This window comes from Maritalea myrionectae DSM 19524 (assembly GCF_000423365.1).
Taxonomy (GTDB): domain Bacteria; phylum Pseudomonadota; class Alphaproteobacteria; order Rhizobiales; family Devosiaceae; genus Maritalea; species Maritalea myrionectae.
The window spans coordinates 34,352-47,292 of record NZ_AUHV01000005.1; the positions used below are offsets into that span (position 1 = coordinate 34,352).

A 12,941-nucleotide genomic window follows, 5' to 3' on the forward strand; every position below is an offset into this window, starting at 1 on the left:
GCCACAAAAGTGCGCGATTATGGCGCAAATTTCAAATCATTGTTGCGTGGTTCTTATGGATATCCCCACAGCCCCTTTGGGGCAAAGCTTTGCTACTCTGCCGGACAGGTTTTTCGCCCCTGTGGCCCCCAGCCCAGTAACGGCCCCTGCATGGATGAGCTTCAATCAACAACTTGCTGCTGAATTGGGGCTCGACCTTGACTATTGGCAAGGTGAAGAAGGCCTGCACGTGCTGGCAGGCAACAAGATTGCGCCACAAAGCCAACCCGTGGCCATGGCCTATGCCGGGCACCAGTTTGGCAATTGGGTGCCGCAATTGGGTGATGGGCGCGCACATATTTTGGGCGACGTCACCAACGCGTCGGGGCAGGTATTTGATCTGCAGCTTAAAGGCTCCGGCCCGACGCCGTTTTCGCGCAATGGTGATGGCCGCGCCGCCATCGGCCCGGTCCTGCGCGAATATGTGATGAGCGAAGCGATGCATCATTTGGGTGTGCCAACCACGCGCGCCCTTGCGGCTATTTCAACCGGTGAGCGAGTGCAACGGGAAACGGGTTTGCCCGGCGCGATCATAACCCGCATCGCCACCAGTTTTGTGCGGGTCGGTACGTTTCAATATTTTATGGCCCGGGGTGAGCATGAGGCTTTGGCACAACTGGCAGATTTTGTGATCCAACGTCACTACCCAGCGCTTGAGGGTGACGCCCACAAATATCCCAAACTGCTGGAAGCGATTATCGCGCGCCAAGCTGAACTGATCGCCAAATGGCAATTGATCGGCTTTATTCACGGGGTGATGAACACAGACAATATGGCAGTTTCTGGCGAGACGATTGATTATGGGCCGTGCGCTTTTATGGACCATTATCACCCGGAAACTGTGTTCAGCTCCATTGATGAATTTGGGCGTTATGCCTATCACAACCAACCGCGGATCGCCCGGTGGAACCTTGGGGTACTGGCCCAATGCTTCTTGCCGATCTTGCATGAAAATGAAGATGCGGCGGTGCAGTTGGCGCAAGACGCTATCAATGAGTTTGCGCCGCTTTATGATCAAGCCTTTCAAACGGGGCTTTGCCGGAAAATTGGCCTGCGTTTCACTGAAGACAATATGGCGTTGGCAGTGGCCTTTCTTGATTTATTGCAAAAGCACAATCAGGATTTCACCAATAGTTTCCGCGCACTTGCGACCCTTGATCCGGCAGAGATTGAGGTCAATTCAAATCGGTTTGAGGGTGAAGGCTGGCGCGATTGGCTGGGCAAATGGGCTGCCGCGCATGACAATGAAGATGCATCGCTTGCCGCACGTCAAGACATGATGCGCACCAGCAATCCGCGCTTTATTCCGCGCAACCATTTGATGGAACGCATGATTGAAGAGGCCAAAGGTGGCGATCTCAGCCTGTTCAACACGCTCAATCAAGTCTATCAACGCCCCTATGACGACCAGCCGGAATTTGATGACTTCACTGCGCCTCCCACAAACGAAGAGCGGGTGTTGAGAACTTTTTGCGGCACCTAATCTAGATCAATTTGCTGGTTGGTCTTCTCCGGTAATGTGCGGGCATCAATGGAGGCAAATTGATGCGCACACCGGAAAATGCTCAGATTAAACTGAAACGTACATTATCGCTGCCCATGCTGGTTTTTTACGGCGTGGGCGTCACCATCGGCGCGGGCATATTTGCGCTGATCGGCGAGATTGTCGGCCTTGCAGGGCAGCAAGCGCCCCTCGCCTTTTTGCTGGCAGGGATCATCGCCGCCGCCACAGGGCTCAGCTATGCCAAGCTCGCGGCTGTATATCCGAGAGCGGGTGGTGAAGCCGTTTTTGTCAATATTGGCATCGGGTCGTTTTGGGGCCGTGTGGTTGGCCTCGGCGTCACAGCCACTGCCATCATTTCAAGCGCGGTTGTGGCCCTCGCTTTTGCCGGATATTTCCAACAATTGCTGCACTTGCCCACGCCGCTCATCACCAGTGTGGTGATTCTCACGCTGGCGGGCATTGCCTGGTTTGGGGTGCGGGAAAGTGTGATTTTCGCGGCGATTATCACCCTTTTGGAAATCGGCACGCTTGTGGTGATCGGTTTTATGGGTGCGCCCAACTTGAACGATATTGGTTTTTTAGCACAAAGCCTTAATCCGTTTGCCGTAAACGCCAATATGGTGGCCGTGAGCACGGCGGCCATGATCGCGTTTTTCGCCTTTATTGGGTTTGAAGATATTGAGAACATGGCTGAGGAAACCAAGGACGCGCATAAAAATGTGCCTCGCGCCATTTTGCTGACGCTGGTGATCACGGTGATTGTTTATATGCTGGTGGCGCTGGTGGCAGTAACCAGCATGGATCAAGCGCAATTGGCAGGCAGCAAGGCGCCGATTGCCGACCTTTTCACTGCCCTCACCGGCCAATCTGGCGCGCCGATTGCTGTGATCGCCACCATTGCCATGGTCAATGGCATTCTGGTGCAAATCATTATGGCCTCGCGGGTGCTTTACGGCATGGCACAAGAACAGCTTGTGCCGGGTATTTTTGGGCTGCTGGATGCCAAACGCCAAACACCGCTGTTTTCCACCTGGTTTGTGGCCGGATTGACCATCATTCTGGCGGTCAGCTTTCCGTTGGTCCATCTGGCGCAGGCCACCAGTGCCATTATTTTGTTTGTCTTCAGCTTGGTGAATTTTTCCCTGTGGCGGATTGCCCGTCGCAAAGACGCGCCGGCCTCCTTGCGCAATTGGCAGTGGTTGGGCTTGTTCGGTGCCCTGATTTCCGCCGGACTATTGCTGAGCGAGGCGCTTAAGCTGGTTTAGGAAAAATACCCCGCCAATCCATTGATGGACTGGCGGGGCAAAAGGTCTAGCGGGAAACAATCTCCGGCCCCATCAAAGCATAAGGGAGCGTGATGGAGAGCTGTGGCACGTAGGTGACGATCACCAAGAACACCAGCAACACCGCCACAAATGGCGCGGCGGCCTTGACCACCTTGAGCAAGCTCATCCCGGTTATCCCCGAGGTCACAAACAGGTTGAGACCAATGGGCGGCGTGATCATGCCGATTTCCATATTCACCACCATGATGATGCCCAAATGGATGGGATCAACGCCCAACTCAATGGCAATGGGGAACACCACGGGGGCTACGATCAGCAACAGGCCGGATGGCTCCATAAACTGGCCACCAATCAACAACAGAATGTTGACGGCGATCAGGAAGGTAAACCAGTTAAAGCCTGCATCCAGCATCAGGCCGGTGATGGCCTGCGGAATCCGCTCCGAGGTGAGCACATGGGCAAACAACAGCGCGTTCACGATGATGAACATCAACATCAACGTCGTTTTAGATGCATCGACCATCACTTTGCGCGTGTCCTCGTGGAACATGGCGCCAGGGAACCGACGCACGATCAAGCCGAGATTGCGGCCCCAGATGGGCAACCCTGCAACCAAATGCCCCGGCACGCGTGCCAAACTGGATTCGGGGTCACGCCAAATCGTATAGGCGACCATCGCGGATAGTCCGGCAATAACACCGATCCAAAAGCGCAGGCCAAGGCTCATCGCTTCACTTTCGCCAAAGGCGAAGAAGCTCAACGTCATCCACAAACCAAACAGGGATAGACCATAAACCGTTGCCGAAAAGCCGATCCGGGTTTTGGTTGGCGCATCTTCGGGCACCCAAGGGATATCGCGCAAGGGGCCCATATCGCGATAAACGAAGATGGCGATCAAGAACGCATAGACGGCGGCCACGGCGGCGGCTTCAGTTGGCGTAAACACGCCGCCATAAATACCACCAATAATGATCACGATCAGAAACAGGCCCCACCCAGCTTGCTTGCCGCCTTGCAAGATTTCGCCAAAGCCGCGCCATGGTTCGGCGGGGAGGTTTTTGATGCGCGCCACAATGTAAATGGTGATCATCAACATGCCACCGGCCACGAGGCCGGGAATAACCCCAGCGAGGAACATGCGGCCCACAGAAACGTCGGTTGCTGCCGCATAAACCACCATCACGATGGATGGCGGGATCAAAATGCCCAATGTACCCGCATTGGCGATGATGCCCGCTGCGAACTCCTTGGAGTAGCCCACCTGCATCATGCCGGCGATGGCAATGGTGCCGATGGCGACCACGGTTGCCGGAGAAGAGCCGGACAGGGCCGCAAACATCATACAGGCCAAAACCGATGCCATGGCGAGGCCACCACGAAAGTGGCCCACGGTGGCAATGGCGAAGCGGATAATGCGCTTGGCCACACCGCCCGTGGACATAAAGCTGGCCGCAAGAATAAAGAAGGGAATGGCCAGCAAGGTATAATGCTGGGACGCGTTGAACAATTGAAGCGCCACAGAAGACATGGAATCATGTGACAAAAAGGCGATCACGATGATGGATGACAGCCCGAGCGAAATAGCCACGGGCACGCCCAAAAACAAAAGGCCAAGGACCAGGGCGAAAAGAATTGCAGCCGCCATTATGCGTCCTCCCCTTTCAATACATTTTTGTTTTCTGCCACCAGATCTTCGGCTTCGTGGCCAGCGATGATCAATTCACGCTCGCCACGTGCGATGTGGACCATGGCTTGCAAGGCGCGGAAGCCAAGCAGGCTGAGACCAACGGGCAAAATGAGATAGGCTATCCAGCGCTTTACGCGCTCTTCGAGCCCCAAGGGCTCGGAAAACCATGCGGGGTACTTCAAATCTTCCAGCCCCAATTGCAGCTGGTACATTTTGGACCAATAGACAACAGCTCCGCCCTTGGAGCTGGCGCCAAAGACTTGTGCCCAATCCACTGAAATCAACATGGCGGCATAGAGGAAAGTGGCCCCGGCGCCGAATATGGCAACCGCGCGCATGGCTTTGGCAGGCAACATGCGGATAAAGGCGTCCACGCCCAAATGGGTGCCCATTTTGACGCCATAGGACATGCCAAAAAGAATGAGCCAGGCAAATAAAATGCGGGTCAGTTCCAACGCGCCATTGAAGCTGGTGTTAAAGCCATAGCGCATAATGACTTGCACAAAAGAAATGATGGTGATCAAGGCCAACAATGTGGCCAGCACATTTTCTTCCAGCCGTGTCACCGCTTCCGGCCAACGCCGTTCCGCCAAAAACAACAATGCAATCAGCACTGCCATAAAGATATAGAGCCCCGTCGCGGCCATATCTCACTCCCCCCAACAAATCGATCTAAGGATCTGGTCGAAAAATGGAAAAGGGCGTAATCGCCCTTTTCCAGCTTGATGATTATTCGCCAGCTGCTACAGCGGCGTCGATCACATCTTGACCGATATCGTCTTTAAACTGATCCCAAACTGGGCGCATTGTTTCGACCCACACTTGACGCTGTTCTGGTGTCAACTCGCGTACAACGCCACCTGCGGCAACGATGCTTTCGCGGGCTTCTTCGTTCAACGCCGTTGCTTTGGCATTCGCCGCCACAACTTCTTCATTGAAGATGGTGAGGAACTGCTCACGCACGTCTGGATCAAGGCTATCGAGCCACTCTTTGGACGTGATGGCCAAATAGGTCAGCAATTGGTGGTTGGTCACGGTCACGCCATCTTGTACTTCAAAGAATTTCTTTGAGTAGATGTTGGACCAAGTGTTTTCCTGACCGTCAACAACGCCAGTTTGCAACGCGCCATAAACTTCTGAGAAGGCCAGTTTCTGCGCTGAAGCGCCCATGGCTTCGATCATGGCCACGGCCACGTCAGATGTTTGCACGCGGAACTTTAGGCCTTCCGCATCGGTTGGTGCGATCAATGGGCGTTTGGCAGAGAAGTGCTTCAGGCCGTTATAGATATAGCCCAAGCCAACATAGCCTTTGTCGTTGATTGCGTTCAGCAAATCTTTGCCCACAGGGCCTTGCGTGAAATTGTTCACCGCATCCATGTCTGGGAACAGGAATGGCAAATCAAATACGCGATATTTTTTGGTGAAGCTTTCAAACTTTGACAATGACGGCGCGGCAATTTGCACGTCACCGAGCAACAAAGCTTCCATCACTTTGTTGTCGTCAAACAAGGTTGAGTTGGCGAACACTTCCATACAGGCGGTGCCGTCCATTTCTTCATTCACGCGCTTGGCGATTGCCGCTGCCGCTTCCCCTTTGGGGTGACCAGTTTCCGCGGTTACGTGGCTAAATTTGATGACCATCTCGCCAGGATCGCAATTGGCGAAAGCTGGTGTGACCATAAGGCTAGCGCTGACGATGGCGCCAGCTGCGAGTTTTTTAAACATATATCCCTCCCAAGGATTTTAGAGTCACGGCCCTCCGACCGCTCCCTCTGAACATTGCAAGGGACGTGCCAAACACGAAAGTAGGAAAATATTACATATATTTCAAAAGCTTACTTATTTTCGACATCCGAAGCACCTCTCCAGATGTGTAGATTTTCACCCGCATCGCTTGGCGAATGTGTAGATTTCTACACATTATCGCCCTCAATATCCGTGTCCAGTCCATATTTTTTTATCTTGTCATAAAGCGTCTTGCGGGAGATGCCCAACGCCTCATAGGTCGGTTTCAGCGCCCCTTGATTGCGTGAAATCTCCTGCGCGATGACCGATTTTTCAAACCGCGCCACCTGATCACCTAAATGATGGGTAACTGCCTCATTTTCTTGCGGTGTCTCTGCTTCACCCAACCCTAATCCCACGCCCAGCACAAACCGATCCGCGCAGTTGCGCAATTCGCGCACATTGCCGGGCCAATCATGGGCGTGCAGCGCGGCGACGATATCCGGGGTGACCTCAGGGATTTCTTTCCGAAACCGCGCCCGGGCTTGTCGCGCCAAGCGATAAAACAGCATCAAGATATCTTCAGATCGATGACGCAGTGGCCACATATTTATGCTGGCCACATTCAAGCGGAAATATAGGTCCTGTCGAAACGTGCCCTGGGCACTCGCTTCGGCCAGATCTTCCTTGGATGCGGCAACAATGCGGATATCCAGCGGAATGGTTTTGTTGGACCCCAGGCGCTCCACCCCACGGGTTTCCACCACCCGCAGCAATTTGACCTGCAAATCAAGTGGCATGCTCTCAATTTCATCCAGGAATAGCGTGCCGCCATTGGCATATTCAATTTTGCCGATACGCTTTTGGGTCGCGCCCGTAAATGCCCCTGGCTCATGACCAAACAATTCACTCTCGATGATCTCGCCGGGCAAAGCACCGCAATTCACCGCCACAAAGGGTTTGCTTTTGCGGGCCGAGTGCTCGTGCAGCGCACGCGCGACCATGTCTTTGCCGGCGCCGGTTTCGCCATTGACCATCACATCAATATCGGCCCCTCCGAGCATTTTCACCTGTTGCCGGATTTGCACCATATGGGCAGAGCGGCCGATCAAGGTTTCATCGAGCAGTTCTTCGCTGTCGATTTCCTCGCGCAGCACGCGATTCTCGAGCACCAAGCGGCGCTTTTCCACCGCGCGATTGATCACAAGGGATAATTGGCTGGTTGGAAAAGGCTTTTCGATAAAATCATAGGCCCCGTCACGCATGGCCGATACGGCCATCGCCACATCGCCATGGCCAGTGATAAAGATCACCGGCAGTGCCGGGTCAATCTCAATCACTTTTTTCAAAAAGTCCGGCCCCGACATTTCCGGCATGCGCACATCGCACACGACCACGCCAAAAAGCTGGAAATGCACTTGCGGCAAAGCCTCGGCCGCGCGGCCAAAGCTCATCACCTCATATCCGTCTAGTTCCAGCGCTTGTTCCAACGCGTGGCGCAAATCATTGTCATCATCAATGAGAAATATTTGGGGAGATTGGGAGATGGTCACGCGCGTTCTTCCTTTGTCGTTTCGGCGTGGTGATGCCGCGGTAATTTGACGTAAAAGGCCGCGCCACCGATTGTGCTGGCACCCACGTCAATCTCGCCATCAAAATCATGGACGATGTTGTAGGCAATCGACAGGCCAAGCCCAAGGCCCTCGCTGATTTCTTTTTGCGATACAAAGGGGTCAAATATACTACGTCGATCCGCTTCGCTGACGCCCTCCCCGCTATCTTCCACCCGCAATATGACTTCCTGCTCATCGAAATCAACAGACAAAAACACCAGGCTTTTTTCCGTATTGGCAGCAGCGTCGATGGCATTGGACAGCAAATTGACCAGCACTTGTGACAAGCGCAAGCTGCCCCCTTTCACCATAATTCTTTCGAGCGGCAGGGTGAAATCCAGCTCAACCTTTTTGGCTTTGGCATGTGGATCGACCAGAATGATCGCCTCCTGCATAAGCGGCCCCACCTCGACAGCACGCAACTTCGTGCCCGGTTTACGGGCAAAGCTTTTCAACGTTTTTGAAAGCTTGGCCATGCGGTCCGTCATATGGGTGATGCGTTCAAGATTTTCGTCCGCCTTTTCACTGCGGTCACGCTCTAAAAACGCACGTGCATTATCTGCATAGGCGCGAATGGCGGCGATAGGCTGATTATATTCATGGGATAGGGCGGCAGACATTTGCCCGATTGAAGCCAGTTTTGCAGACTGGGTGAGATCAAGCTGCGCTTGCCGCAATGCTGCTTCGGCTTGGATGCGCTCATCATATTCACGGGCGAGTTCTTTGGTGCGTTCGACCACCCGACGCTCCAACTCTCGAGCGATGTCACGCTCTTGTTCGTAGCGCAGGCGGATAATATGCCAGCGCTGAATCAGCAAAAACAGCATACCGCCCAACACAATCGCCGACAGCACCACAATAAGTTTGAATTGATTGCGGGCATTGGCGACGGGGTCATAGCGTTCAAAAACATTCAGATGCCAATCATAAAGCGGCAGATATTCTGAGCGGGCCAAATAGGGGATGGGGCGACCGCTGCCGCGATTGAGCATGAATTGGGTGAGCGCCTCAGGATAGGTTTTGACCATTTCGGCTTGTAGATTATTGGCCAGTTGATTGCCGACGACCAAACTGCCATCCGGCTTGGTGACAAACACCGGCTCGTTGATCAGGGCCCATGCAGTGCCCAGCGTTTGCAAATCGACATAGACAGTGACGGTGCCAAGCGTGTCGCTCAGACGTTTCACCCGTGAGGAGAAGACGTAAGCAATTTGATCATCGCTGGTACGCAGGGTTTTGCGACCCAGCCGACCTTCCATCGCGGCACGGTGCAAATCGGCATCGATTTGTGCTGGGGCAAACTGTTCTGATTGGAACTGGGCAAACACTTCACCCGTCTCGTCGGCCAATTGAATATTGGCTGCGCCGGAAAGGCCGGCAAGCTTATTGAGCAATTGTTCGGTGCGGTGATCGCCCAACCCCGCGCCTTGCGCTGTGAAGAGAAAGGCGACATCAGGCTCACGCGCGACAATGCCCGTGAGCAGCCGATATTTATCAAACAAGCCGTTGATCGCTTCTTGTTGCAACGCAAAGACCTGATTGATTTCGCGTTTCACTTCTTTGAGCGCGCGATCCTCAATCAAAGGCAGCCCAACGGTGAGGATAATCGCGACAATAATCGCCACACCGCTGACCAAGGTCACAATCTGGGTGCGAAACGAATGGGACAAAAAGTGTATGGCGCGCGATAAAAACTGCATGAAGCAGTTTTTGCGCCCAAACCGGATAAGGTCAAGCGCGCGTTGCGCCAATCGGCCTTTTAGCGATTAAACTGATTTGATCAAATAGCTTTGGTTTTCACATTTATGCGTTTCAGAATGAGAGTCAGCTTCTTATTCGACGGGCGCACAATAAAGGGCTTCATGGCAGTTCCTCAATATTTGTCACTTTGATCAAAGATCGGTTTTCTCAATACGCCAAACAAAACAAGGACGACGAGCAATACGGCAAAGCCGAGCAGGGCAAGACTGTAAAATCCAAAACCGAGCATCATGCCAATCGCGCCTGAACTCCAAATGCTGGCACCTGTTGCGGTGCCAATTATTCTGGGTTCATCACCGCCGGACTTAATAATCGCGCCAGCGCCCAAAAAGCCGATGCCGGTAAGAACACCTTCTACAATACGCAACAGGCCGAGCTTTAGATTAGTATTGCTGCCCGCGTAGTAGGCGACAATTTCTTGCCCCATAATGGCGAGCAGGCATGTGGTCGACGCCACAATCATAAAAACACGGAAGTCTATGGGCTTGTTTTTCAAATTCCGATCGAGGCCGACGCAGAACCCGAAAAGAAGCGCCAGCGCAACACGCGCCACCGCGTCGGGCCATGTCAGGGTCTGAAATTGCAAAAACTGGTCCATAAACGCCCAAGTTCAGATTTAGCCTTGCTATTGCAGTGCAATCAAAACGAGCCAGGCGGTGAATGGTTCCCAATTCGTTAATTTTTTAGTGGGGCTGATGGACTCTTACAAAAATATCTGCTCAATAAAGCGAAGGTTTAATTTATTTTTTATTGAGCAATATGTTTGAGTTTATTTTTTCCGCGGCCAATGTGCCGTTTGGCGTCGCGTTGGCGATTGTGTTTTTCATTGCATTGCTGGAGGGCGTGGGCGCACTATTTGGTGCAGGGCTCAGCCAATTTGTTGACAGCATGCTGCCCGAGATGGATTTTGACCTCGATATTGCAGGCCCTGAAATTGAATCCCCAGGCATTTTTGTTCAGTTCTTAAGCTGGCTCCGCTTTGGCCAAGTGCCTTTTATCATCCTGCTGATTGTGATCCTCACCCTGTTCGGGCTCACCGGCTTTGCCCTACAGACCTTTATGGCGGAAACACTTGGTGCTCCGCTGCCCGCATGGATCGCCGCCCCGTTGGCTGGTGTGGCCAGTTTGCCGCTAATCCGTGGGTGTGCCGGGCTTTTGAACCGCATTATGCCGCGGGATGAAACGGATGCGATTTCGCGCACCGAATTGGTGGGACATCACGGGGTGATCACGTTGGGGCGAGCCGAGAAAGGTTCCCCTGCGCAAGCCCGCATCAAGGACGCACTAGGCAACAGCCATTATGTGATGGTGGAACCCTATGAGGGCGAACACGCCTTAGAGCAAGGCGATCAAATTACACTTTTGCGGCAAGACGAAACCCGTTTTGTGGCGATGAAAAATCAAACTGAAAACTAAAACTTAAAATCCTTTGGGGAGGACCCATGAGTAGTTCTGCACTTCAAATACTGGTGTTTGCCGGTATCATTCTGGTTGCCTTATTGACGATCGGCATCATTGTTTCACGACTTTATCAACGCGCATCGAAAGAGATGTCGTTTGTACGCACAGGTTTTGGCGGCCAAAAAGTCATTATGAATGGTGGGGCGCTGGTGTTGCCGGTTTTGCATGAAATCATCGCCGTCAACATGAACACGCTGCGCCTTCCGGTGCGCCGGGCAGACGATCAAGCCCTGATCACGAGAGACCGGATGCGGGTTGATGTGGTGGCTGAGTTTTATGTGCGCGTGCAGCCTACAGCTGACTCAATTGCAAATGCGGCACAAACTCTTGGTTCGCGCACCATGCGGCCCAGTGAGCTGAAAGATCTGATCGAAGGTAAATTCGTAGATGCTTTGCGCTCCGTCGCGTCTGAAATGAGCATGGAAGAATTGCACGAACAGCGGGTCAGCTTTGTTCAAAAAGTGCAACAAGTTGTGTCTGAGGATTTGTTGAAAAACGGGCTGGAACTGGAGAGTGTATCGCTCACCGGGCTGGACCAGACCAGCATGGAATATTTCAACCCTAACAATGCGTTTGATGCCGAGGGTTTGACCCGGCTGACGCAGGAAATTGAATCTCGCAAAAAAATCCGCAACGACATTGAGCAAGACACTGGAGTTCAGATTCAAAATAAGAATCTGGAAGCCGCTAAATTGAAGTTCGATCTGTCGAAAGAAGAAGAATATGCTCGCTTGCATCAAGAGCGGGAAGTTGAAGTGCGTCGTGCGCAACAGGCGGCGGAAATTGCTGTTGAGCAGTCAGAAAAACGCAAGGACGCGGAACGTGCACGGATCGAAGCTGAACAGCAAATCCGTCAATCCGAAATCACATCAGAGCGCGCGGTTGAAGAGGAACGCATTGCCAAAGAGCGGGTGATTGAAACTCAAGATATTGAGAAGCAAAAGACCGTTCGTATTGCCTCGCAAGATCGCGAAATTGCCATTGCTGAAAAGTCAAAAGAGGAAAGCTTGTCGCGCGCGACTGCGGACGAAGCCCGCGCTAAAGCTGTTGAGGCGGAAGAAAAAGTTGTTTCTGCCCGTGAGCGGGAAATCGCTGAACGGCAAAAGCAAATCGAATTGATCGAAGCGGCAAAGGAAGCGGAGCGTGACGCGATCAGCCTGAAGGTGGTGGCGGAAGCCCAGAAGGTGGCCGCGGCGGACAATGCTGAGGCTGTCCGCGAAGAAGCACGTGGTGAGGCCGACCGTGTCACCATCAGCGCAAATGCGGATGCGGAAGCCGAGAAAACCCGCGCGGCCGCGTCTGAAATTCGCTACGCGGTGGAAGCGACAGGTAACCGCGCTTTGAACGAGGCGGCGAACCTGCTTTCCAATGACCAAATTTCCATGAAGATTAAGCTGTCTTTGATTGAGAATTTGGAAAACATCATCCGTGAAAGCGCCAAGCCAATGGAGAACATTGAAGGCATCAAGATCATCCAAGTTGATGGGCTGACCAGCGCTCCTGCAGGTGGCAGCAATGGCCACGCCAATGGCGGTTCCGGCGGCAATTTGTCAGATCAGGTCGTGAATAGCGCTCTGCGTTATCGTGCTCAGGCGCCGCTATTGGATTCGTTGTTGAAAGAGGTTGGCCTTGATGGACATGACATTAATGGGCTGACCAATGCGGTGGATGATTTGATTTCTGCGCCGAAAGCATCATTGCAAGAGGATGGTCCAACCGAAGAGGACATTGAGCAAGCCGCAATGGCTGATCGTGCCAACAAGGCCGCCAAAGCCCCAAAGGCAAATGGCGCTGAAACGCGAGAAGCGATTGGGGAAAAGCCCAAGTCAGATTCGAAAAACAAGAAATCATAACCTCCTCCACCT

At 53.1% G+C, this 12,941-nt stretch carries 10 protein-coding genes; 4 read left to right on the plus strand and 6 right to left on the minus strand.

The window, feature by feature from the left end:
- Positions 1-19 precede the first annotated feature (19 nt).
- Both G549_RS0114080 and G549_RS0114085 read left to right on the plus strand, forming a co-directional pair.
- Positions 20-1,522 carry a protein adenylyltransferase SelO gene (locus tag G549_RS0114080; protein ID WP_425528543.1) on the plus strand — a complete coding sequence of 501 codons (1,503 nt, stop codon included), beginning with the start codon at positions 20-22 and terminating at the stop codon, positions 1,520-1,522.
- A gap of 62 nt (positions 1,523-1,584) precedes the next feature.
- The gene (locus G549_RS0114085) at positions 1,585-2,808 is read left to right on the plus strand and encodes an APC family permease (protein WP_036222949.1); all 1,224 of its coding nucleotides are present in this window, start codon (positions 1,585-1,587) and stop codon (positions 2,806-2,808) included.
- Between the two features lie 46 nt (positions 2,809-2,854).
- On the opposite strand, the gene G549_RS0114090 is transcribed toward G549_RS0114085, so the two are convergent.
- The 6 genes from G549_RS0114090 to G549_RS20455 all read right to left on the minus strand — a co-directional run bounded on the left by G549_RS0114090 (position 2,855) and on the right by G549_RS20455 (position 10,213).
- The gene (locus G549_RS0114090) at positions 2,855-4,474 is read right to left on the minus strand and encodes a TRAP transporter large permease (RefSeq protein ID WP_027835559.1); all 1,620 of its coding nucleotides are present in this window, start codon (positions 4,472-4,474) and stop codon (positions 2,855-2,857) included.
- The gene (locus G549_RS0114095) at positions 4,474-5,163 is read right to left on the minus strand and encodes a TRAP transporter small permease (RefSeq protein ID WP_027835560.1); all 690 of its coding nucleotides are present in this window, start codon (positions 5,161-5,163) and stop codon (positions 4,474-4,476) included. Before G549_RS0114095 ends, G549_RS0114090 begins: the two co-directional genes overlap by 1 nt.
- Positions 5,164-5,245: 82 nt before the next feature.
- The gene (locus G549_RS0114100) at positions 5,246-6,241 is read right to left on the minus strand and encodes a DctP family TRAP transporter solute-binding subunit (protein WP_027835561.1); all 996 of its coding nucleotides are present in this window, start codon (positions 6,239-6,241) and stop codon (positions 5,246-5,248) included.
- A 188-nt stretch (positions 6,242-6,429) separates the two neighbouring features.
- Positions 6,430-7,794, minus strand: a complete 1,365-nt coding sequence (locus G549_RS0114105) for a sigma-54-dependent transcriptional regulator (protein WP_027835562.1) — start codon at positions 7,792-7,794, stop codon at positions 6,430-6,432.
- On the minus strand, positions 7,791-9,554 hold the full coding sequence (locus tag G549_RS21525) for a sensor histidine kinase (protein ID WP_156905565.1): 1,764 nt from the start codon (positions 9,552-9,554) through the stop codon (positions 7,791-7,793). Before G549_RS21525 ends, G549_RS0114105 begins: the two co-directional genes overlap by 4 nt.
- Positions 9,555-9,727: 173 nt before the next feature.
- The gene (locus tag G549_RS20455; protein WP_051213871.1) at positions 9,728-10,213 is read right to left on the minus strand and encodes an MgtC/SapB family protein; all 486 of its coding nucleotides are present in this window, start codon (positions 10,211-10,213) and stop codon (positions 9,728-9,730) included.
- Positions 10,214-10,374: 161 nt separating this feature from the next.
- Here G549_RS20455 and G549_RS0114120 point away from each other — a divergent pair, with 161 nt between their 5' ends.
- A complete protein-coding gene (locus tag G549_RS0114120) occupies positions 10,375-11,031 on the plus strand; it encodes a YqiJ family protein (protein ID WP_027835563.1) in 657 nt (218 codons plus the stop codon).
- A gap of 26 nt (positions 11,032-11,057) precedes the next feature.
- Positions 11,058-12,929 carry a flotillin family protein gene (locus tag G549_RS20460; RefSeq protein ID WP_084634193.1) on the plus strand — a complete coding sequence of 624 codons (1,872 nt, stop codon included), beginning with the start codon at positions 11,058-11,060 and terminating at the stop codon, positions 12,927-12,929.
- Positions 12,930-12,941: the final 12 nt, after the last annotated feature.